The organism is uncultured Tateyamaria sp. (assembly GCF_947503705.1).
Lineage (GTDB): Bacteria > Pseudomonadota > Alphaproteobacteria > Rhodobacterales > Rhodobacteraceae > Tateyamaria.
Genome location: NZ_CANNES010000008.1, coordinates 109,537 through 135,444, shown reverse-complemented (window position 1 = coordinate 135,444; position 25,908 = coordinate 109,537). Strand labels below are relative to the sequence as shown.

The window sequence follows — 25,908 nt, the reverse complement described above, 5'->3', positions numbered from 1 at the left end:
GGTGCCGACATGCGTTTGACCCGGATTGAAATAGAGAACTTCAAGGGCATTGGTACGCTCCAGAGTATTGACCTGAAGCCTATCACGCTGCTCTTTGGCCCGAACAGCGCGGGCAAAAGCACGATCCTGCAGGCGCTGCATTACCTGCGCGAAGTAATCGAGCGCAACAACCCCGACCCGGACCAGACGATCGCCGGGGGCCTCACCGACCTCGGCGGCTTTGCCAACCTCGTCCATGGACACGAGACGGGCCGGTCCATCCTCATCAAAGTCTACCTCGATATCGGGGATGATCAGGGCAGCGATCGCCTGCCACTTAACTCTGGCGGCAACTTGTCAGACCCGCAGTTCACAAACCTGCCGGTGCAATACATCGCCGGTGAAAACACCGAGCTGAAAACCTACGCCGTCGTGCAGGAGGTGGGCATCGGCATCGAGGTGGCCTGGAGCGACTTGATCCAAGGCCCCTATGTCGCCAAGCTGACGGTCGACCTGAATGGAGACGAATTTGCTGCGCTGCGCTCCCCCCCACAGGAGGGCCAAGCCGAGCTGATCGATATCAACTGGCAGCACCCGATGCTGGAAAAGCTGGTCGATCCAGACGACGAGCCGGAAGACTGGGATGAGGATTTGCCGACCGCGCTCGGATATGATCCGGAGGCCGAAAAGGGCGACCCATTCAAGTCCCCGCTCGGAAACGAGCTCTATGAACTTTCCCGCCAGATCGTGGCGGATGCCCAGGTCAACGACCGCGTTCGGTTTCGGGTAAAGGTCGATACCGAATTCGGGGCGTTGCCCGATCTCGACCGTCCACTTGCGCTCGATTTGGTTGAGCTCGACAAGAACCTGATCCGAATGCGCTATGCGCGCGGTGCATCCGTTCCGCGCCTATCGGACAGCGACGAACTGCGTGCCGCCGACGAACTCGACCTGGAGACTTATCGCCGTGCCGGGTTGAGCGCGCTTCTGGACGAGATGGTTCTCGGCCCTGTCCGGCTCCTGCGCGACTACCTCAAGTCACTGACCTACATCGGGCCACTCCGCGACATACCCAGCCGTGGCTACCGTCCACGCCTTTCGCCTGACGAGTCCCGTTGGGCGCAGGGCCTTGCTGCCTGGGACGTCCTTCACAACCAGACCACGGAGCACCTGCTTGAGAGCGTGAATGACTGGCTCTCATCCGATCTAAAACTGAGGACTGGCTACCAGCTGCAACAGACTGTTTTCAAGCAAGTCCCAAACACCAGCCGGTTCCACCAACTGTTCCAGCGCGGCATCGATGAAGACGACCTGGGTGATCTGCAGGAGCTTTACGCATCATTGAAAACGGTGAAGGAGTTCAGGCTGCTCGATCTGAACAAGGGCGTTCTAGTTGCGCCCAGCGACGTCGGTGTAGGCATTTCTCAGATGGTGCCTGTGGTTGTCGCCTGCCTGATGAATCCTGACGGCCTCATCGCCATAGAGCAGCCCGAACTTCATATTCACCCGGCCATCCAGGTCGGACTTGGTGATCTCTTCATCGAAGCGACGCAGGGACCACAGCCGGCAGTTGGTCCCGAGCGCAGCCTTCTGGTTGAAACGCATAGCGAACACATCATGCTTCGTTTGCTGCGTCGCGTGAGGGAGCAGACAGAGAACGAACTTCCGCCAGGAGTTGTCGGCCTGACCGCCGACGATTTGTCCGTCGTCTATGTGGAGAACTCTGCTGAGGGGGTCCGTTTCCGGCCACTCCGCGTGAGCCCAGATGGCGATTTCGTAGATCGATGGCCACACGGCTTCTTCGCGGAACGGGCCGAGGAACTGTTCTGATGCTGTCGGAATACGCAGTAGAGCCTGCAGCGATCGGGACAGATTGGAACACATTTCGATATCTGATCGAGAAATTCGGGGCCGACAAAGGCAGGCTGATATCCCGATTTCCCAACAAATGGGAAAAGAAGGTCATTCAAGCGGCGAAGGACGCTGGTCTCTCAGAAGTGAAATTGGCTAGCGTTGTCGAGCGTTTGCATGGTGCGAAGCACAAAGTGGTGAGCTTCAACCGAACCTATGATCACGAGACGAGTTGGGTTGATAACGCCATCCGCGAGCATGGACATAGACCATTTCGCGCAATCGTCTGCGGTGAGGGAGCCGTGACCTGCGCAGAAGCACTCGCGCCTGATGATTGTTTTGACGAGAACGCGTTCTTCAACGCACCGATCAGCCGCGACGTAGCAAGGACCTCGGATGATATCGCCGATGCCCTATTGCTGATCGCGCTGGTGGCTGGCGAAATTGACATCGTCGACCCCTATTTTGACCTGCGTCCAGCGAAAGGTAACTATACTGGTCCATTGACATCACTGCTTGGCAAGCTCGCGGCTGCTACGCCGACACCGAAAGTGATAAAGGTACACTTCCGGTCACACGACTCTCGTCCTCCGCCGAATATTCTCGCGCAGAATGCTCCTGCTCTTATCAATGGGATTCTACCGCAAGGATATTCTCTGGAACTTTATGAGTGGACAGAGGTGCCAGGAGGAGAGGACCTTCACGATCGCTTCTTCCTAACAGATGTCGGCGGTCTAATGGTCGGTGCGGGTCTTGCTGCTGCGGGGCCTGGGGAGACCGCTACATTTACACTTTTGGATAATACTCATGCGCAGCAACTTCGGAGCCGGTTTTCTGCAAATTCAACTGTTTACACCCGTGTGGGGTCTGCGGTTCGGGTTGATGCCAACGGTAACGTCGAGCTCTTCTGACCCGGGAGCCCGAGCGGCATTCTAGATATAGGACAGGCGTTCGATTTCGGTCCCTTTTGGGAAAACGCCACCAACGTTGAAGTGCTGAGCCGCACTTTGGAAAACCGCATTGAGATCAGGCACTTACAACCTGAACACCAAACAAGCGCAGTCATGAGGTCCGGAGAATATAGGCCCGGAGAGACCGCTTCCGGGCCACCTACCGCAGGGGTTAGTGTTCAGCCTCTCCCGCATAACCCTCGAAAACAACGGAAAAATCCGGCCGCAGCCGGATCGGGAGAACGCTTTCGCGGGGGCAAGTGGCGGAGCGACAGGGATTCGAACCCTGGAGACGGTCTCCCGCCTACACACTTTCCAGGCGTGCGCCTTCGACCACTCGGCCACCGCTCCGTTGCGGCGTTCTATACACTGGACGCAGGCAACCGCAAGGGGCAGTGACCCGCAAAGCAACAGTTTTCAAAGGGCCCGTCCGTCAGCTGTCGAAATGAAGATAGACCCGGCGGTTCATCCGGCCCTTCTTTTCGATCTTGCCCAGGCGCAGTGCGCCGATCTCGCCGGTGCGGGCCACATGGGTGCCGCCGCAGGGTTGCAGATCAACGGTATGGCCGCCCTCGCCTATGCGGACAAGGCGAATGCGGCCCGCGCCCCGCGGCGGTTGCACCGACAGGGTTTTGACCATGCCCGGATTGGCATCCAGATCGGCCTGGGTGATCCATTCCTCTGACACGCGCATATCGGCCGAGACATGGTCGTTCAATATCTCCTCAATCGCGTCTCTGTCTTCGGGGGCGTCTTCCATATCAAAATCCAGACGGCCCCGCCCGGCACCGATGGACCCACCCGTTACGCCAAAAGGCAAAACGACCGACAGCAAATGCAATGCTGTGTGGATGCGCATATGCGCATAGCGGCGCTCCCAATCCAGCGACACATCGACTGTCGCCCCAAGGGGCGGCAAGGCGCGCGGCTCGGCCGGAACCAGAACGATCTGGTCGCCCTCGCCCTTGACTGTCGTGGCAATCGACATCTCGCCGCCCGCCCAGGCGATGGTGCCGCTGTCGCCGGGCTGGCCACCGCCCGTGGGATAAAAGATCGATCGATCAAGCACGATGCCCCCTTCGGCCGTGTGGGCCACCACATCGGCGGTCACATCGCGCAAGTAAGCGTCCTTGCGAAACAGCATTTCGGTCATGCGGGTTCTTCTCCGGTATCGCCGCGCAGGGCCTCGGGATTGCGCAGCCACAAGTCGCGTTGGGCAAAGGGAATTTCAATGCCTTCCTCGATAAAGCGGGCCGCGATGGAGTGGTTGATGTCGCTCTTTACGCTCAGCATCCAGTTCACGTCGCGCAGGATCATGCGGATTTCGAAATCCAGCGAATCCGCGCCAAACCCGGCGAAGACAATCGAAGGGGGCGGGTTGGCCAGGGCCATGGGATGCTCATTTGCAATCTCCTGCAAAATCCGCTCCACCCTCCGTGTGTCGGTGCCATAGGCCACGCCCACGCGCACAATCACACGACCCACGGTATTGCCCCGGGTATAGTTTGTGACGGTGCCGCTGATCAGATCAGCATTGGGCACAATAACGTCGGTGCGGTCAAAGGTCTCGATCCGGGTGGAACGAACAGAGATGGCCCGGACATAACCCATCTGGCCGCCAACCTCGATCCAGTCGCCCTCGGAGATAGGCCGCTCGATCAGCAGGATGATGCCAGAGACAAAATTCGACACGATGGTTTGCAGACCAAAACCGATACCCACCGACAAGGCCCCGGCAACAATCGCAAGGCTGGACAGGTCAAGGCCCGCCGCGGTGATCGACAGCAGGGCCGCCAGGAATATCCCGACATAGCCGGTGCCCGACACGATCGCGACCTGACCGCCTGGATCAATCCGCGTCTTGGGCAGAACAGAGGTTTTGAGAGCGCCCTGCACCGCGCGCGTCAGTAAATAGCCCAGCACAAAGACAACCACGAGGGTTAGAAAGCTGCCCGGTGATATGGTTACGCCGCCAATGCTCAACCCGCCGCGCACCCGCGTCCACAGCTCGGTCAGCTCCGTTATACGCACGCCCCAGATCAGGGCCAGAACCGGGGTCGCACACAAGGCCAGCGCAAAGCTGAGCAGCGTGGGGATCAGGCTGTCGCCCGATCCTTCACCCGGGCGCAGCAGGGAATACAGATCGCGGATCAGCCGCTGCAACAAACCGATGGTGCCAAAAAGCGCGAGCGTCAGGATCGTCGGATAGACCAACGCCTGCGCAGCAGTGGTATAGCCCAAGGCGGCAAGAACAGGGCCCACAACGCCAATCGCGATGACAGCTTGGCCAACTAGCCCGATCAGCCTGTCACCATAGGCGCGCTCGCTTTCCTCACCCTCTGCCTCTTCCTTCTCGCGCTTCTTCCGACGCACAAGCCAACCCATTCGGATCAGGATCACACCGGCCAGCACGATCAGCGGAAAGCTCAGCACCGCCTCGGTTTCAGCGCTATAGCGGTCGGTGATCGCAAACTGTTCCAGCAGGATCGACAGCGCCAGAACGATGCCGAGGATCATCGCATAGATACGTCCCTCGGCCCGGCGCGCGGGCGGGACCACCAGCGTGGCATGCAGCCCCTCCCCCTTGGGAAAGATGCGGCTGCCCAACCAGCGGGACACGAAAATGGTAAAACCCATCGGTTCCAGCGACCGCAGGAATACCCCGCCATGGGTGCCAAAAAGTTCCGTCGCGCCCATCGCACGCACAATTGCAAGCAACCCGAGCATGGGCAGAATGATCTGACCCAGCGACACGACAAAGCCTGCAACACCCGCGCTGGACCCGGCATTGCCGTTCTGGATGCGCAGCGCCAACATCTCAGACCAGTGACGCGACCGCATGACCAGCACGATGCCCACAACGGTCAGCACCAAGATCAAGGGCAGATTGTCCTGCAAATTGGCCTGCCGGACAGGATTGGCCCAGGCCTGACGCACGCCCGCGCCCATCGAAATCAGCGTCACATGGAACTCGCGCAGGGCGGGCACCCAATGGATCGGATTGACCGGCCATGGCCCCATGCGCAACAGCTGTTCGGCCTGTCGGGCACGCAAGATCTCGTCAATCTCGGCGATGATCCCATTGGCGCGACTGAACGCTTCTTCGGCGGTGCGACGCGGCGTGCTGAGCCGTTCGAGCTGTATGTTCAACTCGGCGCGCCGTGCCGCGATTTCTTCCGCTTCGCTTGCGCCTTCCTCGGGGGCTGGTCCCAGCGCGTTGATCTGATCGCGCAACGTCTGCAATCGGTTGTCATTGGCGCTCAACTGTGCCTGAAACTGCGTCCGCCAATCGACGATTTCTGCCCGCAGGGCTGAAAACGCACTGTCCGATGCACGCGCGGTTTCCACCGCATCCTCGGCCCTATTGGCAACCGTTTCCCAGCGGGAATAGTCCGGTGCCGTCGCTTGCGCCCAGGCCACGCCTGCCCAAAAGAGCAGCGCGATGCATAAAAGGATGTGGCGCATTATTCGTCCTCGAACACGCCGGGAATGCTCGATGGCCCCTGGGTCAGCCATTCCGGCACGGGCAGCCCCTTTTCACGCAGGAACTCGGGGTTAAAGAGCTTGGATTGATAGCGGGTGCCAAAATCGCACAGGATCGTGACGATGGTGTGGCCCGGGCCCAGATCACGGGCCAGCCGAATGGCACCCGCCACGTTCACGCCCGAGGATGCGCCCAGGCACAACCCTTCGTGCTGCAACAGGTCAAAGACGATGGGCAGCGCCTCGGTATCGGGCACGTTATAGCTGAAGTCGGGCCTGAGCCCTTCGAGGTTCTTGGTGATGCGTACCTGGCCTATGCCTTCCGCAATCGACCCGCCCTGCATGGCCATCTCGCCAGTGGTGAAATAGCTGTAAAGGCCCGCACCGTCCGGATCGGCCAGACCGATCTTCACGCCCTTGGGCTGCAAGACCTCGGCCACGCCGGCCAATGTTCCGCCAGAACCCACGGCACAGATAAATCCGTCCACCTTTCCATCCGTCTGTTCCCAGATTTCGGGGGCAGTGTTTTCGATATGGGCACGGCGATTGGCGGTGTTATCGAACTGATTGGCCCAGATCGCGCCATTTGGTTCGGTTTCTGCAAGTTTGGCCGCCAAACGCCCGGAATAGCGGATAAAATTGTTGATGTTGCGATAGGGGGCGGCAGGCACCTGGATCAATTCCGCACCGGCCAGGCGCAGCATATCCTTCTTTTCCTGGCTCTGGGTCTCGGGGATCACGATAACGGTCTTGAACCCCATAGAGGCCCCGACCAACGCCAGGCCAATGCCGGTATTGCCGGCCGTGCCCTCGACAATCGTTCCCCCCGGGCGTAGCGCGCCTGTGGCCACCGCATCCTGAATGATCGACAGGGCGGCGCGGTCCTTGACCGACTGGCCGGGGTTCATGAACTCCGCCTTGCCCAGAATGGTGCAGCCCGTCGCCTCGCTGGCGGCGCGCAATTTTATCAGGGGGGTGTTTCCGATGGCCGCAGCCAGGTCAGATGCATAGCGCATGAGGGCAGTCCTTTTGGCAGTGTTACATCCGGTGTAGCCGCCTGCCCCGCCGACCTCAAGCGCCGAGGCGTCTAAGCCGTGTCCGGTGATGCGCCAGCCAGTAGGTCAACAGGGTCAGTGGCGCATTCGCTGTCTCGCGCGCCTCGGCCATCGCCATAAGCTGATCAAAGGGCATCACGTGGCTACGGATGTTTTCGCCCTCGCAGGCCTCGCCCCCGATGCCCGCTGTCCCGTCGGGTAAATCGCACAGCCCCACAAAAAGGTGAAAGAAATCCGTCGCTGCTCCTGGTGAGGCATAGCACTGGCCCACAGCTTCCAACGCGTCAAAGCGCAAGCGGGCCTCTTCCCATGCCTCGCGATGCGCCGCGTCTTGCGAAGTCTCGCCAGGGTCAATCAAGCCCGCCACAGGCTCAAACTGCCACAGGTGTGGGTCGTTGCGCGCCAGTGGGCCCAGGCGCACCTGTTCCACCAACAAGACAAGGTCGCGCGCGGGATCATAAGGCAACACGATGGCCGCATCCGACGAGACAAAGACCGCCCGTTCCAAAGCTTCGGTCATATCGCCGTCAAAGGTTTCGTGTCGCAAAACAATGTCGTCCAGGGCAAAGAACTTGGAATAGGTCCTCAGACGTTCCAGAATTTCAACCCGGCCATTCAGGGTGCCCGCCCCATGGCGGCCAGTCGTTTGGGCCAGATGCGCCGACCAGGCACGCGCCCGGATGCGGTCATGCCAACGGGTGACTTCGGCCACCGGTATCCGACCATACCCGTCCATGATCTCGCGCGCGGCATAAAGGTTCGGCGCGCCCCAGGCGGCAATCCACGCCTCCAAGTCCCACAGGCCGTCTTCCGTCCAGGCCCCGTGCGTCGGGAAAAACACCTCCGCCTCTTCGCCAGAGGCCAAAGTCACCGCACGCAGATCATAATCAAACCCGCCCTCATAGTAAGTCAGCCGCGCAATATCGTCCTCGGTCAACTGGCACAGCAAGATACCCTGCGCCGCCACACCGGGGGCCTCCACAATCATCGGAAACGGCCCCTCGGCCACCGCCATAACGGCGTGATCCGGCAAGGTCGCGGTGGTGATGTTCAAGGTGGCCGCTGTCTTGCCCAGCACAACCTCAAGCAAGGGTATATGGCGCAGCGTGCCATAAAAGAACAAGTTTTTCATTTGTTTACCGCCAGCGACGCCAGGCCAGCTCTGTTACAAAGCCGATTATCACGCCGCCGATCAACAACGTGCCCCAAACAGGCAGGGTCAGCGACAACAGCGCCCATTTCGCCCCAATCTCGAACACGGCCACAAGCGCTTCAAAGGCCCCGTCATAGCGGTTCTTCATCGCGATGCGGACCATCTCGTTACACGATTGCACAAAAATGCCCCAGAAAAGCAAAACGACCGGCGCCGTCAGCCCTACATTCACCGCCGAGACCATGCCGCGACCTGCACGCGAGCCAATGACCAGCCAGCCGACGAAAAAGGCCAACACCACATTCACATGGACGAACCAGCCGAAATTGGTGTCTTCCTCAAACAAGGCCATGACCAGACCTGACACGAAAAAGGCCAGGATTGCCATGCCAACAGCCGCGACAAGTTTGGCTGCATTGGGCATCGGCGGTGTCCTTCTTTGGTCGGTCCGGCTCTATCCGGGGCGTTTGATCGTGATCTGGGTTACGTCACAGTTGGCACTTTCAAAGGTCGCCGCGCAAGAGGTGAGGTAAAAATTCCACATCCGGCGAAACCGATCATCAAAGCCCATTTCGGCAATCTGATCCCATTTCTCGTTGAACGTGTCATGCCAGCGGCGCAGCGAGATATTGTAACTTTGGCCAAATTCGATGGAACGTTCCACGGCCAGTCCCGCCTTGGTAACCTGCGCCCGCAAGGCCGAGGGGCTGGGCAGCATCCCGCCCGGAAAGATGTATTTCTGGATGAAATCGACGCCGCGTTGATAGACCTTCCAACGGCGGTCCGTAACGGTAATGATCTGAAGCGTCGCAGTCTTGCCGGGCTTGAGGCGTTCGCGCACGGTGTCGAAATAGACCGGCCAGTATTTTTGGCCCACAGCCTCGAACATCTCGATACTTGCGATGCCGTCATAGACGCCCTGTTCGTCCCGGTAGTCCTGGAGCTTGAAAGTCACCATATCGGAAAGCCCCGCATTCTCAATGCGTTCCTGGGCGTACTTAAACTGCTCTTCACTGATGGTGAGGCCGGTGACCTTCAGGCCCCGCTCTTTCGCTGCATATTCTGCAAAACCGCCCCAGCCACAGCCGATCTCAAGGATATGGTCACCTTCCTGCGCGCCCATCTGGTCCACCATGCTGGCATATTTCGCAATCTGCGCGGCCTCGTGGCTTTCCTGACCTGTCTCGAACAGGGCACTGGAATAGGTCATCGTATCGTCGAGCCAGAGCTTGTAGAATTCGTTGCCCAGATCATAGTGATAGCTGATATTCTTGCGCGCCTGTTCACGGTGATTGCGTTGCAGCCAGAACCGGAACTTTTCGAAATTGCGCACCAGCCCCATACCCGGAAACCCGTCATAAATGCTGTCATTGTCCGCATGGACCCAATCCATAAAGGATTGCAGGTCAGGCGTCGTCCACCATTCATCCAGATAGGCGTCGCAAAAGCCGAGGTCACCCTCGCGGACCAGGCGGGCAAAGAGGTCGGGGTTGTGGATGTGCACTTCGGCCACAGGGCCCGGGTTCGGCCCCTCGGCGCGAAAGGTGCGCCCATCTTCCAGCACAAAATCGACACGGCCCGTGTTCATCCCCTGCGCCATGCCAAAGACACGGGTGAAATAGCGCGGCAGATCGGTCTGGCCGTCGGTGGTCGTCAGGATCATGCGGTCTCCCCGTTTCGCATTTTGTGTAAAGCTAACTTTACACATCCACATGTGCAACTGCGCAGATGTGTTTGGGTCTCAGAATTCTCGGTTTTCATAAGCACTTAGCGCCCGTTTGCGGCCCTCGTCTGCGGGCACAACCGGTGCGGGATATGTGTCATCGGGTGACAGGTTCCAGTGCCGCGGGATGGCATCAAAGAACTTGAGCGCGTCATCATGCGGGTTGCGCCGTCCTTCGGCGATCCAACGACTGACATAATCGCGGTTCTTGTCGAATTTATCGAGCTGCGTGACCGGGTTGAACACGCGAAAGTAAGGCGTCGCATCAGGGCCGGAGCCAGCAGACCACTGCCAGCCCATCGCGTTGCTCGCCGGGTCCCAATCGATCAGGCAGTGATCAAACCAGGCCTGCCCGATCTTCCAATGGCTCATCAGGTGCTTGGTCAGATAGCTGGCCACGATCATCCGGCCCCGGTTGTGCATCCGACCCGTCACATACATCTCACGCATGGCGGCATCGACAAACTGAATGCCAGTGCGCCCCTGTTTCCAGGCGGTGACCTCGGCGGTGTCTTCGGTGTTCCAGGGAAAGGCGTCCCAGCCCTCTTTCCAGTTCTGGTCCAAAATCCGAGGGGTATGATGTATCAGGTGATAGGCAAACTCGCGCCAGACCAGCTCCTTGAGGAAGACCTCGGCATCATGTTTGCCCTCGTTCAGCGCCCGCATGCCAGCATGCCAGCATTGGTGGGGGCTGATCTCGCCAAGGGCGAGGTTTTCCGACAGGTTCGACGTCCGGTCCTGCCCCGGGATGTCTCGGCCCGCCACATAGCTGGCGACTTTGTGGGCCATGAAGGCGCCAAGGCGCGATTGCGCCGCCTGTTCGCCCAATTGCACAAACGGGCGCACCACATCCGCCCCGCGATTCATCGCCGCATCAAGCGCCCAGTCGGCAATGTGCTCGCTCTCGGGCCAAGCCTCAGGTGCAGGTAGATCGCTCGGCGTACCAAGGGGCGCATCCACATCCCGCCCCTTCACCATGTTCCAGAATGGGGTGTAGACCTTGTAGTAACCGCCGGTCTTGGTCTCGACTGTCCAGGGCTCGAACATCAGATGGCCGCCAAAGCTGCGCGCGTCGATATCCTGCGCCTTGAGGGCCGATTTCACCTCCGTGTCACGCGAAACAGCCGCCGGATCGTAAAGGCGCGACCAATACACGGCCCCCGCCCCCGTCTCCTGGATCAGCGCTTGCAACACGTCCAGCGCATCGCCCGACCGGTGGATCAACCGACTGCCCTTACCGGCCAGCGTTTCGGCCAGATGTTCGACCCCCAGGCCCCAACGCCATTTCGGGGCCGCACCCAGGGCATCGATACTCTTGTCTCGGATCACAACGGGAATTACGGGGCGGCCCGTCTCGCAGGCCGCTGACAGGGCCGCATGATCGCTCAGCCGCAAATCGCGACGATACCATAGAATGATCGGTGTGCTGCTCACGCCCTGCCCTTACGCTTTTGTTTACTCATACGGGGCAAACCTGCCTTCGGATCACCAAAGACATGGTTGACCAAAGGTCAAAGCACAGCATCCAGCGCGCCAAGCAACTGGGTGATCTCGGCGTCAGTGGTGTAGTGGGTAAAGCTGAGGCGCAATACGCCTTGCGCAGGGTCCACGCCCATGGCCTGCAAGGCGCGCACCGCATAGAAGTCACCACCCCCTGCCATCACCCCGTGATCAGCGAGGCTTGCAGCCACAGGCCCGGCCGCGCGACCCAAATCCAGCGCGACCGTGGGCGCACGGCGCGCCGCATCAACCGGCCCCAAGACACGCAGATCATTGCGATCCCGGACATAGGCCAGCACCGTGTCCAGCGCCTCTTCCTCGCGGGCGCGCATCAGATCGTGCACTGCCGCGCCCCGTCCTGTCGCGTCCGCTTCGCCCCCGACCGCATGGGCATAAAGCGCATCCACATAATCCGCCATGCCCGCACAGGCCGCGATCTGCGCATGATCGGGTCCGGCAGGCGTAAACCGCTTATACAGGCTGTCTGCGTTGAAATAATGCCCCTGGTTCGGCAGCAGCGTGCCCAAGGCGCGCCGGATCACCATCAACCCCTGATGCGGCCCATAGGTCTTGTAGGCGGAAAACAGGTAAATGTCGGGGCCAAGTGTGCCCACATCGGGAAATCCGTGCGGCGCATAGCTGACACCGTCCACGCAGACAAAGGCACCGGCGGCATGGGCCAGCGCCGTGATCTCGGTCACCGGATTGATCTCGCCCACGACGTTGGAACAATGAGGAAAACAAACCAGACGCACGCTCTCATCCAACAAATCCTCAAGGGCGGCGGGGTCCAGATGACCAGTGCCCGGATCAATCTGCCACTCGCGCACGTCAATGCCGCGATCGGACAGACGCCGCCAAGGACCGGTGTTTGCCTCGTGATCCTGATTGGTGACGATGATGGCCTCGCCGGGCTGCAACATCTGGCCAAAGGCCTGCGCCAGAACATAGGTGTTCTGGGTGGTCGAGGGGCCAAAGCTCAATTCGTCCTCGTCCACACCCAGAATGGCGGACAAGCGGGTGCGCGCCTCGTCCATCTCTTCGCCCCCCAGACGCGACGCGGCAGCGGCCCCATAGGGCTGCACCTTGCGCTGGGTGTAAAACCGGGTCAGCCGGTCAATGACCTGCTGGCAGACATAGCTGCCGCCCGCATTCTCGAAAAACGCCTGCCCCTGAAGGGACGGCTCGGAAAAGGCAGGAAACTGCGCACGGACAAAATCGAGGTCGAGGGACATATCAAGAGCCTTCATGTTTTGTGGTCCGAGACTATTGGAATGGCCCCCATACGCAAGGCGATTGCCGTCCTAGCCCGCCGCGGCGGTATCCTGACTGAAAACGTTGATCCAGCCTGCGCCGGTCCGTTTCCAGATCGAACTGACATACATCTTCTCTGGCTGCGTGCTGCTAACGCGCTGAAATTCGGCCAGATAGGACAACAGGGCATGCCCGTCCCCCAAGGGCCGTGCCCGCATGTCAGTCAGGTTAAAGGACGCGACCGCGGGGCCATATGCCAACTGCCCCACATGCTCCGCCTTGCCCGCAAAGCCGTCTGCATAGACCCCGAGAAAACTGTCATCCAAGGCGGCGGCGTCCGCTTGCGTGTCACCACGCACGAGCGCATCCCATACTGCACTCTCGCAGGCGCACAATTCGGCCAACAAGGGGTCGGGAGTGTTCGGATCGCTCGTCATGATCCCAGTGTGGTGCAAAACCAAGGCAAGGGCCATGCGCTGATACGGAAAAAGCCCCGGCGCGTGCGCACCGGGGCTTTGCTTTGTCGCAGTGATCCGCGCCGTTACTCGGCTGCAGACAGCCCGTTCCCGGTGGCACCGGGAATTTCGGAGTGAACCGCAGGTACGCCTGCCGCTTCACGCTTGCTGTCGTTGTAGATCGCCTTGATCAGGGCAATGCACATCAGCACCATGACAAGGCTGAAGGGCAACGCGCCGATGACCATGGCCGTCTGAATGGCCGAAGTCCCGCCCGAGATCAGCAGACCGCCAACCACAAGCGCCAGCGCCGCACCCCAGAACAGAATGTGAGGACGCGCCTTGGGGCCTTCATCGCCAGCCGCGTTGATCGTGTTCACGATCAGAACGGCAGAGTCCGCAGAGGTCACAAGGAAGGTCATCAGCAGCACCACGATCAGAAAGGCCATGCCCCAGGCCAGCGCCTGTGCGATGGGCTCCAGCATGAACGTGGTCATGGCAAAGATCTTGTCGCCATTGGCCGCGTCAAAGATGACGCCTTCGGCCCCACCGTTCAGTTCCAGATCGATGGCGGTGCCACCGGCCCAGGCGAACCAGACAAAGCACATCAGCGACGGCACGATCATTGCACCCAGCACGAACTCGCGGATGGTCCGACCGCGCGAAATGCGCGCCAGGAACAGACCCACGAAGGGGGCGAATGCGATCCACCAGGCCCAGTAGAACACCGGCCACCAGCCTTGCCACTGCGTCAGCAGAAAGGACTCAGACCCTTCGACGCCGTCCGAGGACCAGACGTTCAAGCTCATCGAAGGCAATGCGACCAGATAGTCCCAGATGCCGACAAAGAAGGCCGTAGCGCCGAACCAGGTGGCCCCAAACAGGATGAAAAAGCCCAAGAGGAAGATCGAAAGCACCATGTTGATGTTCGACAACCACTTGATGCCCTTGCCCACGCCAGACAGCGCCGACAGCGTCGAGGCCCCCATGATCGCCAAAAGTGCAACGACGATGCCCACGAATGTGGCTCCGCCATCGGCGTCCATTAGACCGCCAATCCCGATCCGGGTCAGACCAGCCACGAATTGCTCCACACCAAAGCCAAGCGTCTGCGCCACACCCAGGATGGTGGCAACAACGGCCACGATGTCGATCAGGTGCCCCAGTTTGCCCGACAGTGACGCCCCAAAGAGCGGCGTCAGGGACGACCGAATGGTCAGCGGCAGACCGCGACGATAGCTGAAGAAGGCCAAGGCAAGACCGGCAACGGCATAGCACGCCCAGGCACCCAGACCCCAATGCAGGAAGGACCATTTATAGGCCATGCGCACATTGTCGGCGGTGCCACCATTGGTCAGACCCTGAATGGTTTCGGGGTTGGACCCGAAATGTGCAACCGGCTCGGCCACGGCCCAGGTCAGCATACCCACACCGATCCCGGCACCAAACATCATCGAGAACCAGGAGAAGTTCGAGAACTCCGGCCCTTCGCCCGGCTGGCCCAGGTTCAACCTGCCGGCGGCGGGCCACAACGCGAGCCCGAGGCAAACGATGATAAAGAACGCCACGACCCAGATGTACCAGGCCGCAAAGTTGGCCAGAATGATGCTGTTGAGGTCACCCAGCACGCGGCCCGATTGTGTCGGCCAAAAGATGCACCAGACGACAAGAATGCTGATGATGATCTTACTCACCACCGTCACGTCGACGCTGAACCCCCGATAAAAACCGGCATTTGCGGTCTTGATCGGAAGCTCCGTCAAAGGAGGTTGAATGGACATTTTGTTTTTGTTCCCTGTTTTCGTTTTTATGGGCCTCACCAAAACACGAGTGGGCGGTTTTGCGAACAGAAAACTGCCCATTTTCACGGCGAAATTGGTGGTCAGACGGTCGTTTTGGGGCATGTCGTGAAAACCAAAGGCGATTCTTCAGAATTGGGGAAACTTTGGGATTTGAAGGGAAACTTGCTCTACCGGCTTCGCGCACCTACGTTTCACCTTGCACACAGGCAGCCCAAGCAGGCACCATCAGGCCATGAAGCACCTCATCCTGTCCCGCCTCGCCGCTGCCCTGCTGATCGCCTGCCTGCCCCTATTGCTCGTGCCGCACAGCGTCGCCGCGGGCGAATGGGAGGTGTCGATAAAACGGGTCGGCGACACAAATATCTATTTCTCGAAAGCCGAATACCGGAGCGACAAGTGGTTGCCGGGCGAACGGGCCTCTGCCTCTTTGCTGATGCTGGCTGTGCAGCCGACCATGCTCATGGAAACACCGCCGACGGCCGCCACCGCGCGCACCTTCTTTTTTGAACGCTACGCAGACGCCTTTGATCAGGAGGTCCGCTTTGCCGACAACATCAATGACCTGTTGAACAGGTATTGCAGTGCCGACGACCGGGGCGAAACGCGCGCCGACTATGGCGCGTGTCTGTACCAGTTGGGTCGCGAACAATCCTATCTATATGTTGATTTGCGTCTGCGCCCCAACCCTCTCAGCTCGGGGCGTTGGGTGCGGGCCGACACGGTCATTCACAACATCGAGGACAACGAAAACTACTATGCCTACGGGTTGAACCGGCAAACCCCCTACACACCATTCTTCAAAGACTCCTGGACGGCCTCACAATATTTGGCCCGGCAAAAAACCCATTGCTACACCGACAACACGGTCGCACGTGGTGGCAACTATGACACCGACGCGACATGCCCGCCTGCCAATGGTGGAACTGTGACCGGCGCCGACGGATCGTTCAAGGTTTCGCTAGCGCTCTTGGACCAATTCGACGCGTTCTTTCAGGGCTTCGCGATCCGTTTCGTATCTGACAAGGACGTCGGCAGTGCGGTCTACGTGCCCCGTCTGGACGTGCTGGAGCAACTGATCGATTCCAATCTGGCCAACGGGCACTAGGCCCGCACTGTCCCGTTACCGCGCACCAGATATTTGAAGCTGGTCAATTGTGCCGCCCCCACCGGTCCACGCGCATGCATCTTGCCGGTGGCAATCCCGATCTCGGCGCCCATGCCGAACTCGCCCCCATCCGCAAACTGGGTCGAAGCGTTGTGCATCAGGATCGCACTGTCCAGTTCGGTGAGGAAGCGAGTGGCCGTCGCCGCATCCTCGGTCAGGATGCAATCAGTGTGGTTCGAGCCATAGGTGCGAATATGCGCCATCGCGGCATCCAGATCGGGCACGATGCGCGCCGCAATCTCCATATCCAGATATTCCTTGCCCCAGTCCTGATCCGTGGCGGCCAGCACACCGTCGATGGTCTGCAATCCCACATCCGCATGCACATGCACCCCCGCATCCATCAGCGCGCGAACAACGCCCTGACCGATAATGCCTGCCACGTCCTCATGGATCAGCAGACACTCGGCAGCGCCACAAATCCCGGTGCGCCGCGTTTTGGCGTTCAGCACGACCTTCAGCACTTTTTCAGGGTCCGCATCCTTATCGATATAGATGTGCACGATCCCCTCAAGATGGGCAAAAACGGGCACGCGGGCCTCACGCTGAACCAGACCCACAAGGCCCTTGCCGCCCCGGGGCACAATCACATCAATCGTATCCGTCATGGTCAGCATTTCGCTGACCGCCGCCCGGTCGCGCGTGGGCACCAGTTGCACCGCATCCTCAGGCAGGCTGGCATCGCGCAACCCCTGTTGCAGGGCGGCATGGATCGCGCGGGACGAGTTGAACCCTTCAGAGCCGCCACGCAAAATCACCGCATTGCCGGCCTTGAGGCACAGCGCGCCCGCATCCGCCGTCACATTGGGGCGGCTCTCATAGATCACGCCAACCACGCCCAAGGGCGTGCGCACCCGCTGGATGTTCAGGCCGGTGGGCTGGGTCCAATCGGCCAGAACCTCGCCCACGGGATCGGCCTGTTCGGCCACCGCGCGCAACCCGTCCACGATGCTCTGGATGCGGTCCTCGGTCAGCAGCAGGCGATCCATCATCGCGTCCGACAGGCCTTTTTCGCGGCCATAGTCCATGTCCTTGGCGTTGGCGGCGATGATCTCGGCACGGGTGGCCCAGACATGCTCGGCAGCGCTGATGAGGGCGGCGTACTTGCGCTCGGCGCTGGCAAAGGCAAGCGTCGCAGCCGCCGCTTTGGCACGCTGGCCGATGTCGGCCATGAGGGCGGGAATATCAGCAAAATCTTTCATCGGTCAGGTCCTGTGATCGGCGGAGCGTCTTTGGATTCTATGCCTCCGGCGGGGATATTTACAGCCAAAAGACGGGTTAAAGGGCCATGTCATCGCGGTGGATCAAGGCGGCCCGGCCCGGATAGCCCAGCAGTGCTTCGATCTCGGCGCTCTGATGGCCTTTGATCTTTTGCGCTTCGTCGGCGGTATAGCGGCTGAGGCCGAGGCCCAGTTGATGCCCGTCCGGCCCGGTGATCGCCACCGGATCGCCGCGCCCAAAGGTGCCGCTGACCGCATGAATGCCCGCAGGCAACAGGCTGTTGCCCCGGGTCAAGGCACGCACGGCGCCCGCGTCCAGCGTGACCGTGCCGCGCGGCTTCATCGCGGCAATCCAGCGTTTGCGCGCCGCTTGCGGGTCAAGGGTCGCGGTGAACCATGTGGCGTTGGCCCCGTCCTGCAACGCGCTCAGCGGGCGCAGCGCAGCACCATGACAGATGGCCATGGCACAGCCCGCCGCCGTAGCGGTCTTGGCAGCCATCAACTTGGTCTTCATCCCGCCTTTGGACAGGCCAGAGCCCGCGTCGCCCGCCTGTGCCTCGATCTCGGGCGTGATCGTCTCGATAATGTCGTAGCGCGTGGCACCCGGATCATCGCCGGGATTGGCCGAATAGAACCCATCCACGTCGGACAACAGCACCAGCATATCCGCCCCGATCGTGGCCGCAATTTGCGCCGCCAGCCGGTCATTGTCGCCAAAACGGATCTCGTCCGTGGCCACGGTGTCGTTTTCGTTCACGATGGGCAGCGCGCCAAGGGTAATCAACTGCTCAAGCGTGGCGCGCGAATTGAGGTAGCGGCGGCGGTCGCGGCTGTCCTCCAGCGTCACGAGCACTTGCGCCGTGGTGATGCCATGCGGCGCCATCGCCTCCTCATAGGCGCGGGCAAGACGGATCTGACCCACCGCGGCGGCGGCTTGGGACTGTTCCAACGCCAGATCGGTGGCCGGCAGATGCAGCACCTCGCGCCCCAGCGCGATCGAACCGGACGAGACCAGCACCACCTGCACCCCCGCCCCCTTGAGCCAGGCCACATCCTGCGCCAGGCCATCCAGCCAATCCGAGCGTAGCGCACCTGTTGTCCGGTCCACCAGCAAGGCCGACCCGATCTTGACAACCAGACGACGCGCGGCGCTCAGCGACCGATGGCCGGTCGTCAGGGATGCCATGGCTCGGCCTCTTGGACGGGTTTGTGGCGCAACCGGTCATCGTCAATCTGCCCGCGCAAGGTGCGCAGCACCTCGGTCACACCCTCACGGGCCACGCCCGACATGAGCATCACGGGGCCGCCAGCCGCCGCCTCAAGTGCGGCGCGCTTTTCGGCGCGTTCCTCATCGTCCAACGCGTCGACCTTGTTCAGGACCGTCACGCGGGGTTTGTCCGCCAGATCGCCGCCATAGGCTTCAAGCTCGCCAATAATTGTGTCGTGATCCTGCGCCACGTCATCGGATGTGCCGTCAATCAGGTGCAGCAGAACGGCACAGCGCTCCACATGGCCCAGAAACAGGTCACCCAGTCCGCGACCTTCCGACGCCCCTTCGATCAGGCCCGGAATGTCAGCGACGACAAATTCGGTATTGTCCACGCCCACAACGCCCAGATTTGGGTGCAGCGTGGTAAAGGGGTAATCGGCGATCTTGGGACGCGCATTCGAGGTGGCAGCGAGGAATGTCGATTTTCCCGCATTGGGCAGGCCCAAGAGGCCCACATCAGCAATCAGTTTCAGGCGCAGCCACAGGGTGCGTTCGACGCCCTCTTGCCCCGGGTTCGAGCGGCGCGGGGCCTGATTGGTGGCCGATTTGAAATGCAGGTTCCCCCAACCGCCATTGCCGCCGCGCGCCAGCTCAACCCGCTGGCCGACCTCGGTCATGTCAGCGATCACGGTTTCCTGGTCTTCGTCGAGAATTTCGGTGCCGACCGGCACGCGCAATACGATGTCATCGCCATCGGCCCCGGTCCGCTGACGGCCCATGCCCGGTATGCCATTCTTGGCGAAAAAATGCTGCTGGTAACGGAAATCGATCAGGGTGTTGAGCCCATCCACCGTCTCGGCCCAGACCGAGCCGCCCTTGCCGCCGTCGCCCCCATCAGGGCCACCATATTCGATGTACTTTTCGCGCCGGAACGAGATACAGCCACCCCCGCCCGAACCGGAACGGATGTAGACTTTGGCAAGATCAAGAAACTTCATGGTGGCGTCCTAGTACATATGCGGCGCGAGGGGAAAGGGTTTGCGGGTCTGCCCCTCGGGCCATGCGCCCTCCCCCGGGATTCTTCCGAACAAAGAAGTTTACGGGGCGGGTGTCAGTTTGCGGCTATAGGTCCAGGTGGGCACCGATGCGTCACGGGCGACGGAAAAGGATTCCGCATCGCCCAGATATTCGAAACCGCAATGGGTCAGCACCCGGGCCGAGGCCGGGTTGTCCTGAAAAACCGAGGCAAACATATTTGCGTTGCCCATGGGATTTGCCTCGACCAGTGCCTGGACGGCATCCGAGGCAAGGCCGGTGTTCCAGTAAGGCGGGCCAACCCAATAGCCCACTTCGGACTGGTTCCGGTCCATCCGCTCAAGCGAGATGACACCCATCACTTCGGCCCCGCCTGCGCACAGGCCATCCATGACCCACACGTCTTCTTCGCGGTCGTCCTGCATCGCGCGGGTGATAAACGCCTCGGTCAGGCCGGGGGGCACGGGATGCGGGATCGACGTGGTCATGCGGGCGACGCGTTCGTCGCTGGCATAAAGCTCGATCAGCCCCATGTCGGACTTGCGCACAGGGCGCAGAGTGAAACGTTCGGTCTCGATCACGGGCTGGGTCACAATTTTCTCCATTTCCATCGTCACGTTCCTCCTCCGAACAAAACAAACAGAACCGATGCAACGGTGAGGGCCGCAAGGGTATACATCAGATAGGGTTCGCCGCGCGTTCCTGCGAGGGTGCGCGCGATCCGGTCCCCGGCAAGGGTCCAGAGCGGGTGCAAAACAACCTGCGTGGCCAGCAAGACAGCGGCGATGATCGCGGTTGCCGTCAACGGGTCGGTGCCGGGGCTCACAAAGCCGGTGAAACCCGCCACGATCATCGCCCAGGCCTTGGGGTTGAGCGGGTGCACGATCAACCCGGCAGCAAAGCCGGGGGCCGATGAGGCTGGATCAGCCGCACCCAATCGCAGGTTCGCCACTTTCCACGCCAGCCAGATGATATAGGCCGCCGAGATATATTTGAGGGCTTCGAACACCCAGGGTGCCCGCTCTGCCAGCTCCATCAGGCCAAAGCCCACGGGCCAGATCACCAGCTGTTTGCCCAAGGCAACGCCGGCCACAAATGGCAGCGCGGCGCGAAATCCATAACGGGCCCCCGTCGACAAAAGCGCCATGTTCGCAGGCCCCGGTGTGCCCACCTGACTTGCCGCAAAGACGGCGAAAGAGGCGATGGCAACACTCATGGCATCCGCCGCAAGTCGTGATCCAGCAGACCAAGGATCAGATCATCATGCCATGCGCCGCCGATCAACGCCGCCTCGCGCTCGCGGCCCTCAACGACAAAGCCCACCTTTTCATAGGCTGCGATGGCCCGGGTGTTGAATGCCAAGACGCGACAGCCCAGTCGGTGCAGGCCCAAAGTGTCAAAGGCATGGGCGGCCAACAGACGCATCGCCCGGGTGCCCAGGCCCTTGCCCAACGCATCGGCATCCACGATGCCAATCGCGATCTGCGCCCGCTTGTCGGAATAGTTGAGGGTATGCAGGCGCACGCCGCCAACCAGTTTGCCATCCGCCTCGATGATCCACGCATGGGGGTCGTCGCTATGGGCCTGCACCCACGCCTCCGCCGCCTCGGGCGTGATATCGCGCACCGCTTTGGGGTCGGCCCCGAACATGGCCTGAATTTCAGGCGTATTGCCCAGGGCAAAGCGGGCTTGCACATCCAAAGGACCGGCATCGCGCAAGACGATGTTGCCCCCTTCAAGTCTTGGTTTTTGATGGTCGGCCATAGCAAGGCCTCGCGTTTGGAAAAGAAAAAGGGACCGGCGTTTCCGCCGATCCCCCGAATTTTTCATAAAACCCGTTTGGCGGCTTACTCGGCTGCCTCCGCAACCGGGAGAACCGAAATGAACGTGCGGTTTTTGAGGCCCTTGTGGAAGGTGACCGAGCCATCGACAGTTGCAAAGATCGTGTGATCCTTGCCCATGCCAACGCCTTCGGCAGGCCAAAACTTGGTGCCGCGCTGACGCACGATGATGTTGCCGGGAATGACAGCTTCGCCGCCATATTTCTTCACGCCAAGGCGGCGACCCGCAGAGTCGCGACCGTTACGGGATGAACCGCCTGCTTTTTTATGTGCCATGCGTCTCTCTCCTTAGCCTTTTGTCTTTTCCTGGGCCTGAGCGATCCAGCCTTCACGCTCGATCCGGCCTTTGAAAGACAGTTTCTCGTCCATATCAGCAACGTCTTCGGGGGTCCATGCTGCGATTTGCGCAAAGGTGGTCACACCGTTTTCGTGCAATTTCTTCTCAAGCGCGGGGCCAACACCGGACAATTCTTTCAAATCGTCAGCACCAGTGGCTTCAGCTTTCTTGGGCGCGGCCTTCTTGGCCTTGGGCTTGGGCGCTTCCTCGGCGGCAGGCGTTTCAGCTGCGGCTTCGGCCTTTGGCGCTTTGGCTTTCTTGGCTTTTGGCTTGGCGGCCTCGGTGGCCGCAGCGGCAAAGGCAAAGCCCGCACCGTTTTCAGCCGCCATGATGCCAGAGGCGGAGGCACCAGATGCAAGAATGTCGGTCACGCGCACCAGGGTCAGTTGCTGACGGTGGCCTTTGGTCCGCTTGGACGAATGCTTCCGGCGGCGTTTGACAAAGTTGATGGTCTTGGGGCCCTTGAGCTGCTCGACCACTTCGGCCTGCACGCCTGCATCGGCAACCACGGGAGAGCCGACAACGGGGGCGTCGCCACCGATCATCAGAATTTCGTTGAATTGGACAGTGTCACCTGCATTTGCGGCCAGTTTTTCAACGCGGAGCATATCGCCCGATTGAACTTTGTACTGTTTGCCGCCGGTTTTCATAACCGCGAACATATGTCGTTCCTTTATTTGCCGCGTCCTGTGGCCCCGGATCCTCCGGCGTTTCGGGGACTGCGATCAGGCCCCGCCTCGAACTGCGCGCCCCTCTCGGGGACGTAAGTTTAAACAAAACAAGCCAGCATGCGCTGGCCAGATGCGGGCTTATGTGCAGATCAGCCGCCCAAGTCAAGCGTCAATGCGGGCTAGAGTTCATTGGGTGGCACCAGGCGGCCCACCGCTTGGCCCAGCCCATATGAAATCGCCTCATAGCTTTGACCAAACACCTCGAACACCGCGTCATCCAGCGTCGTGCCCACCTCTGTCGCCCAAAAGGCGGTATAGGTTTCGATCTCGTCGGCATTCAGGGCGGATTGGACCAGCGCGTAATAGCCTTTCAACCAGCGCTCGGTGTCGGCGGCGATCATCGCACGCTGCCCTTCGATGTCAGGCGGCGGGAAGGATTGGGTGATCGTCTCGGCCAGCCCGTCGAAAAAGGCGACCTGCGATACGACTGCCGCTTCGGTATTGCGCTCAACCAGATTGCGGGCCGCCAGAAAATCGGTCACAGCCGCCCCCGCATTATCGCCTGCGGCCTTGACCATATCCTGCACATCCGCATCCAACATCGCCTGTCGGCCCTGCACCTCTAGGGTGACGATGCGCTGACCCAGATCGCTTTCGGCAAAAAGCAGCGCGGTGCGCGCCATGTCAGCGTCCAGCACCTCATAAAGGCCCGTGCGCAACTCGGCCTCAAGACGGGCAGGATCGTAAAGCTTGCGCACCGTCTCGGCAAAGACGGCCCCACCCTGCCCGTTCAGGAACGCCTCATCCAACTCGGGGCTGGACGCGATGCCTTCCTCCGAAAAGGCGCGGACCAAGGCAGGCATGCCCATCGCATCCACAAGGCGGTCAATATCCGCGTTGGCCAGCGCGGCAGTGGCGCTGAACCACAACGCCACAAAAGACAGGACAAAGCGCATCACAGCTCCTGACTGGGTTGCAGGCCCTGCATGGCACGCGCCAACGCCTCGAACCGGTTGGCCATGATCTCGTATTGCACAGCATTCATCAGATCATAAACCTGGCGCATGTCCTCATGCTCCAACGCTTCGGCATAGGCCAGAACATCGGCATCAGAGAAAGACTGATAGGTATAGGCGGCCCCGGTCAGCGCCCCCTGCTCAAGATCAGCGCGCAGCGCCTCTTCATTGCGGCCCAGAAAGGCCCGCAAATCCGCCTCGTCCATCTCCAGCCCGATCACCCCGGCCCCGGCAGCGGCCATCAGGAACCGCACCTGAATTTCTTGGATCGCCCGCAGGCCCGTGCCCGCACTGTCAGAGGCTGCGTTCATCCGCTTGAGGTAATCAAGCCGGGGGCTGTCCAGCCGCTCCAGTCCCGCGACAATGGCCTCGCCGCTTTCCGCTTTTAGTTCGTCCTCTTCGCTCAGATGCGACGCATTTTCGGCCACCACAAGACGCCGACCCAGATCAGAGGCATAGAATTCCACCGCATGGGTCAACAAATCATCGCTCAAAGTCTCTTCGAGGATATCGAGGGCCATGTCGTGCATCTGGCCCACGTCAAACACCTCGTCGGTCAGGCGCGCCCATTCCGATCCGAAATCTTCCGCCTCCATTCCCAGCATCTGCGGCGCAGAGCTTGCCGACAGACGAATGCTTTCAAGGGCCACGTCAAAACCGGTGACTTCGAGGAAGGCTTCCAATCGGTCACGGTCAGCGGCGGCGGCAAGACCCGGCAACACAAGGCAAAACACAACAGTGGCAAAGACGGAACGCAAAGCGCGCATGACAACCCTTTCCATAAGGTACTGCGCCCGAAGGGGCTGCTGCGAAGGTATGGGTTTTTGCCCCGAGGTCCACCAAAATTCCCGTGTGGAGAAAAACGGGCGAAAAGTGCCTTGCCCTTGCGCGCATCAGCTACTAAACGGCCCTACCAGACCCCCGCGGAGAGGTGCCGGAGTGGTCGAACGGGGCGGTCTCGAAAACCGTTGTGGGTGCAAGCCCACCCAGGGTTCGAATCCCTGTCTCTCCGCCATATTCCCTTTTCCCGCACCCTGGTTGCCGCCAGCCCGGGCGCACGTAGCTAGCGGGTGATCCTATACACCGCGCCCTCCGCGACCGAGATAAAGAGGATGCTGCCGCCGCTGTCCTCGACGATGTCACGCACGCGCCCTGTCTCCGCCCCCTGGATCTGCTCGACCTCGCGGGCGCTGTCGCCTGACATCTCGACACGCGCAATATAGTCGAACTTCAGCGAGCCCACGAACATGTCACCGCGCCATTCGGGAAACATGTCACCCTGATAAACCAGCAAGCCCGAGGGCGCGATGGATGGGTCCCAGTACATCGCGGGCTGCTCCATCCCGTCTTGGGCCACGCCTTCGCCAATGCGGGCGCCGGAATAGTGCACACCGTAGGAAATCACCGGCCAACCATAGTTCGCCCCTTTCGCAATTCGGTTCACCTCGTCACCACCGCGCGCGCCATGCTCGGCCGTCCACAGCGTGCCATCGGCATCCAGACCCGCGCCCTGCGGGTTGCGATGACCATAAGACCATATCTCGGGCAGCACGCCGTCCTGTCCCACAAACGGGTTGTCGGCAGGCACAGTGCCGTCTCGGTTCACACGCACAATGGACCCGTTGTGCAGCGCCCGGTCCTGCGCCGACGGGCGATCTCCCCGATCGCCAATTGTCACGTATAGCGTGCCGTCCAGGGCCTCGACCACGCGGGAGCCATAATGGCGACCGCCACTGCCGCCGGGGGCAGAGACAAAGAGGTCGCGCAGGTTCTCAAGGCGGCGGCCATCCGCGCTCAATTCGGCGGCGGCCATGGCCGTGCCGGAGCCACCCTGCTGGGGTTTGGAGTAAGTCAGGAACAGCGTACGGGTCGTTGCAAAATTACGGGCCAGGGTGATGTCGAGCAAACCACCCTGCCCGCGCGCCGACACCCGAGGTGTGCCAACAACACGCGCGCTGCGCCCGTCCTCGACCAGAACAAGGCGACCATCACGCTCGGTCACCAAAAGGGCTCCCGAGGGCAGCGGGGCCACGCCCCAGGGCTGCTCAAGGCCACCGGCCACTTTGGTGACGGTGACGGCACCGGCGGCAGTGTCCAAAGCCATGGCACCCGCAGGCAGCGCACAAAGGGTCAAAATGAGGGGCAAGCGCATGGTCAACTCCGTTCAGCTATGGATCATGAGATAGGCAATGGGGCGCAGGCTTCCAC

General features: G+C 60.8%; 24 protein-coding genes and 2 tRNA genes. 4 read left to right on the top strand and 22 right to left on the bottom strand.

What is annotated here, in order from left to right:
* The first annotated feature begins 9 nt into the window (after positions 1-9).
* Positions 10-1,809, top strand: a complete 1,800-nt coding sequence (locus tag Q1A44_RS16885; RefSeq protein WP_299627608.1) for an AAA family ATPase — start codon at positions 10-12, stop codon at positions 1,807-1,809.
* Positions 1,809-2,741, top strand: a complete 933-nt coding sequence (locus tag Q1A44_RS16880) for a hypothetical protein (protein WP_299627606.1) — start codon at positions 1,809-1,811, stop codon at positions 2,739-2,741. Before Q1A44_RS16885 ends, Q1A44_RS16880 begins: the two co-directional genes overlap by 1 nt.
* Before the next feature lie 300 nt (positions 2,742-3,041).
* Here Q1A44_RS16880 and Q1A44_RS16875 read toward each other — a convergent pair.
* From Q1A44_RS16875 to Q1A44_RS16825, 11 genes are all read right to left on the bottom strand, one after another.
* Positions 3,042-3,131, bottom strand: a tRNA-Ser gene (locus tag Q1A44_RS16875).
* An 82-nt stretch (positions 3,132-3,213) separates the two neighbouring features.
* Positions 3,214-3,933: an alanyl-tRNA editing protein gene (locus tag Q1A44_RS16870; RefSeq protein ID WP_299627604.1), complete on the bottom strand. Its 720-nt coding sequence runs from the start codon at positions 3,931-3,933 to the stop codon at positions 3,214-3,216.
* Entirely contained in the window at positions 3,930-6,245 is a 2,316-nt protein-coding gene (locus tag Q1A44_RS16865) for a DUF3772 domain-containing protein (protein WP_299627602.1), read from the bottom strand. Before Q1A44_RS16865 ends, Q1A44_RS16870 begins: the two co-directional genes overlap by 4 nt.
* A complete protein-coding gene (locus tag Q1A44_RS16860; protein WP_299627600.1) occupies positions 6,245-7,279 on the bottom strand; it encodes a cysteine synthase A in 1,035 nt (344 codons plus the stop codon). Before Q1A44_RS16860 ends, Q1A44_RS16865 begins: the two co-directional genes overlap by 1 nt.
* 55 nt (positions 7,280-7,334) lie before the next feature.
* On the bottom strand, positions 7,335-8,450 hold the full coding sequence (locus Q1A44_RS16855; RefSeq protein WP_299627598.1) for an NUDIX domain-containing protein: 1,116 nt from the start codon (positions 8,448-8,450) through the stop codon (positions 7,335-7,337).
* A 4-nt stretch (positions 8,451-8,454) separates the two neighbouring features.
* Complete coding sequence (locus Q1A44_RS16850; protein WP_299627596.1) at positions 8,455-8,895, bottom strand: TrgA family protein; 441 nt, start codon at positions 8,893-8,895, stop codon at positions 8,455-8,457.
* 30 nt (positions 8,896-8,925) lie between these two features.
* On the bottom strand, positions 8,926-10,134 hold the full coding sequence (locus Q1A44_RS16845; protein WP_299627594.1) for a cyclopropane-fatty-acyl-phospholipid synthase family protein: 1,209 nt from the start codon (positions 10,132-10,134) through the stop codon (positions 8,926-8,928).
* Between the two features lie 78 nt (positions 10,135-10,212).
* The gene (locus tag Q1A44_RS16840) at positions 10,213-11,628 is read right to left on the bottom strand and encodes a deoxyribodipyrimidine photo-lyase (RefSeq protein WP_299627592.1); all 1,416 of its coding nucleotides are present in this window, start codon (positions 11,626-11,628) and stop codon (positions 10,213-10,215) included.
* Positions 11,629-11,705: 77 nt separating this feature from the next.
* Positions 11,706-12,929, bottom strand: coding sequence for an aminotransferase class V-fold PLP-dependent enzyme (locus Q1A44_RS16835; RefSeq protein ID WP_299627758.1), 1,224 nt, complete (start codon positions 12,927-12,929; stop codon positions 11,706-11,708).
* Between the two features lie 69 nt (positions 12,930-12,998).
* On the bottom strand, positions 12,999-13,385 hold the full coding sequence (locus Q1A44_RS16830) for a nuclear transport factor 2 family protein (protein ID WP_299627590.1): 387 nt from the start codon (positions 13,383-13,385) through the stop codon (positions 12,999-13,001).
* A gap of 104 nt (positions 13,386-13,489) precedes the next feature.
* Complete coding sequence (locus tag Q1A44_RS16825; RefSeq protein ID WP_299627588.1) at positions 13,490-15,184, bottom strand: BCCT family transporter; 1,695 nt, start codon at positions 15,182-15,184, stop codon at positions 13,490-13,492.
* A gap of 253 nt (positions 15,185-15,437) precedes the next feature.
* Here Q1A44_RS16825 and Q1A44_RS16820 point away from each other — a divergent pair, with 253 nt between their 5' ends.
* Complete coding sequence (locus Q1A44_RS16820; RefSeq protein WP_299627586.1) at positions 15,438-16,310, top strand: hypothetical protein; 873 nt, start codon at positions 15,438-15,440, stop codon at positions 16,308-16,310.
* On the opposite strand, the gene Q1A44_RS16815 is transcribed toward Q1A44_RS16820, so the two are convergent.
* From Q1A44_RS16815 to Q1A44_RS16770, 10 genes are all read right to left on the bottom strand, one after another.
* Positions 16,307-17,572, bottom strand: coding sequence for a glutamate-5-semialdehyde dehydrogenase (locus tag Q1A44_RS16815; protein ID WP_299627584.1), 1,266 nt, complete (start codon positions 17,570-17,572; stop codon positions 16,307-16,309). The genes Q1A44_RS16820 and Q1A44_RS16815 overlap by 4 nt on opposite strands.
* 76 nt (positions 17,573-17,648) lie before the next feature.
* Positions 17,649-18,776 (bottom strand): glutamate 5-kinase, encoded by a 1,128-nt coding sequence (gene proB, locus Q1A44_RS16810; protein WP_299627582.1) that lies wholly within the window; start codon positions 18,774-18,776, stop codon positions 17,649-17,651.
* Positions 18,764-19,798, bottom strand: a complete 1,035-nt coding sequence (gene obgE / locus Q1A44_RS16805; protein ID WP_299627580.1) for a GTPase ObgE — start codon at positions 19,796-19,798, stop codon at positions 18,764-18,766. The genes proB and obgE overlap by 13 nt, the downstream gene beginning before the upstream one ends.
* A gap of 99 nt (positions 19,799-19,897) precedes the next feature.
* Positions 19,898-20,446 (bottom strand): GNAT family N-acetyltransferase, encoded by a 549-nt coding sequence (locus Q1A44_RS16800; RefSeq protein WP_299627578.1) that lies wholly within the window; start codon positions 20,444-20,446, stop codon positions 19,898-19,900.
* Positions 20,447-20,448: 2 nt separating this feature from the next.
* Positions 20,449-21,051, bottom strand: a complete 603-nt coding sequence (locus Q1A44_RS16795) for a LysE family translocator (protein ID WP_299627576.1) — start codon at positions 21,049-21,051, stop codon at positions 20,449-20,451.
* Complete coding sequence (locus Q1A44_RS16790; protein WP_299627574.1) at positions 21,048-21,599, bottom strand: GNAT family protein; 552 nt, start codon at positions 21,597-21,599, stop codon at positions 21,048-21,050. Before Q1A44_RS16790 ends, Q1A44_RS16795 begins: the two co-directional genes overlap by 4 nt.
* An 83-nt stretch (positions 21,600-21,682) precedes the next feature.
* Positions 21,683-21,952 (bottom strand): 50S ribosomal protein L27, encoded by a 270-nt coding sequence (rpmA, locus tag Q1A44_RS16785; RefSeq protein WP_025046312.1) that lies wholly within the window; start codon positions 21,950-21,952, stop codon positions 21,683-21,685.
* 12 nt (positions 21,953-21,964) lie between these two features.
* Positions 21,965-22,675, bottom strand: a complete 711-nt coding sequence (locus Q1A44_RS16780; RefSeq protein WP_299627572.1) for a 50S ribosomal protein L21 — start codon at positions 22,673-22,675, stop codon at positions 21,965-21,967.
* A 188-nt stretch (positions 22,676-22,863) separates the two neighbouring features.
* Complete coding sequence (locus Q1A44_RS16775) at positions 22,864-23,640, bottom strand: hypothetical protein (RefSeq protein ID WP_299627570.1); 777 nt, start codon at positions 23,638-23,640, stop codon at positions 22,864-22,866.
* Positions 23,640-24,467 (bottom strand): DUF2059 domain-containing protein, encoded by an 828-nt coding sequence (locus tag Q1A44_RS16770; RefSeq protein ID WP_299627568.1) that lies wholly within the window; start codon positions 24,465-24,467, stop codon positions 23,640-23,642. The genes Q1A44_RS16775 and Q1A44_RS16770 overlap by 1 nt, the downstream gene beginning before the upstream one ends.
* Positions 24,468-24,625: 158 nt before the next feature.
* Between Q1A44_RS16770 and Q1A44_RS16765 the strand changes: the two genes are divergently transcribed.
* A tRNA-Ser gene (locus tag Q1A44_RS16765) sits at positions 24,626-24,715 on the top strand.
* 48 nt (positions 24,716-24,763) lie between these two features.
* Here Q1A44_RS16765 and Q1A44_RS16760 read toward each other — a convergent pair.
* Entirely contained in the window at positions 24,764-25,804 is a 1,041-nt protein-coding gene (locus tag Q1A44_RS16760) for a PQQ-dependent sugar dehydrogenase (protein ID WP_299627755.1), read from the bottom strand.
* Positions 25,805-25,908: the final 104 nt, after the last annotated feature.

Bases quoted from the DNA above. Each gene is read 5' to 3' on its own strand.
- Q1A44_RS16845 (WP_299627594.1), bottom strand. From the start codon at position 10,134: ATGATCCTGACGACCACCGACGGCCAGACCGATCTGCCGCGCTATTTC.
- Q1A44_RS16790 (WP_299627574.1), bottom strand. From the start codon at position 21,599: ATGGCCGACCATCAAAAACCAAGACTTGAAGGGGGCAACATCGTCTTG.
- Q1A44_RS16885 (WP_299627608.1), top strand. From the start codon at position 10: ATGCGTTTGACCCGGATTGAAATAGAGAACTTCAAGGGCATTGGTACG.
- Q1A44_RS16760 (WP_299627755.1), bottom strand. From the start codon at position 25,804: ATGGCTTTGGACACTGCCGCCGGTGCCGTCACCGTCACCAAAGTGGCC.
- Q1A44_RS16815 (WP_299627584.1), bottom strand. From the start codon at position 17,572: ATGAAAGATTTTGCTGATATTCCCGCCCTCATGGCCGACATCGGCCAG.
- Q1A44_RS16800 (WP_299627578.1), bottom strand. From the start codon at position 20,446: ATGGAAATGGAGAAAATTGTGACCCAGCCCGTGATCGAGACCGAACGT.
- Q1A44_RS16795 (WP_299627576.1), bottom strand. From the start codon at position 21,051: ATGAGTGTTGCCATCGCCTCTTTCGCCGTCTTTGCGGCAAGTCAGGTG.
- rpmA (WP_025046312.1), bottom strand. From the start codon at position 21,952: ATGGCACATAAAAAAGCAGGCGGTTCATCCCGTAACGGTCGCGACTCT.
- Q1A44_RS16855 (WP_299627598.1), bottom strand. From the start codon at position 8,450: ATGAAAAACTTGTTCTTTTATGGCACGCTGCGCCATATACCCTTGCTT.
- Q1A44_RS16850 (WP_299627596.1), bottom strand. From the start codon at position 8,895: ATGCCCAATGCAGCCAAACTTGTCGCGGCTGTTGGCATGGCAATCCTG.
- Q1A44_RS16825 (WP_299627588.1), bottom strand. From the start codon at position 15,184: ATGTCCATTCAACCTCCTTTGACGGAGCTTCCGATCAAGACCGCAAAT.
- Q1A44_RS16820 (WP_299627586.1), top strand. From the start codon at position 15,438: ATGAAGCACCTCATCCTGTCCCGCCTCGCCGCTGCCCTGCTGATCGCC.
- Q1A44_RS16880 (WP_299627606.1), top strand. From the start codon at position 1,809: ATGCTGTCGGAATACGCAGTAGAGCCTGCAGCGATCGGGACAGATTGG.
- Q1A44_RS16835 (WP_299627758.1), bottom strand. From the start codon at position 12,929: ATGTCCCTCGACCTCGATTTTGTCCGTGCGCAGTTTCCTGCCTTTTCC.
- Q1A44_RS16780 (WP_299627572.1), bottom strand. From the start codon at position 22,675: ATGTTCGCGGTTATGAAAACCGGCGGCAAACAGTACAAAGTTCAATCG.
- Q1A44_RS16860 (WP_299627600.1), bottom strand. From the start codon at position 7,279: ATGCGCTATGCATCTGACCTGGCTGCGGCCATCGGAAACACCCCCCTG.
- Q1A44_RS16770 (WP_299627568.1), bottom strand. From the start codon at position 24,467: ATGCGCGCTTTGCGTTCCGTCTTTGCCACTGTTGTGTTTTGCCTTGTG.
- obgE (WP_299627580.1), bottom strand. From the start codon at position 19,798: ATGAAGTTTCTTGATCTTGCCAAAGTCTACATCCGTTCCGGTTCGGGC.
- Q1A44_RS16830 (WP_299627590.1), bottom strand. From the start codon at position 13,385: ATGACGAGCGATCCGAACACTCCCGACCCCTTGTTGGCCGAATTGTGC.
- Q1A44_RS16775 (WP_299627570.1), bottom strand. From the start codon at position 23,640: ATGCGCTTTGTCCTGTCTTTTGTGGCGTTGTGGTTCAGCGCCACTGCC.
- proB (WP_299627582.1), bottom strand. From the start codon at position 18,776: ATGGCATCCCTGACGACCGGCCATCGGTCGCTGAGCGCCGCGCGTCGT.
- Q1A44_RS16865 (WP_299627602.1), bottom strand. From the start codon at position 6,245: ATGCGCCACATCCTTTTATGCATCGCGCTGCTCTTTTGGGCAGGCGTG.
- Q1A44_RS16870 (WP_299627604.1), bottom strand. From the start codon at position 3,933: ATGACCGAAATGCTGTTTCGCAAGGACGCTTACTTGCGCGATGTGACC.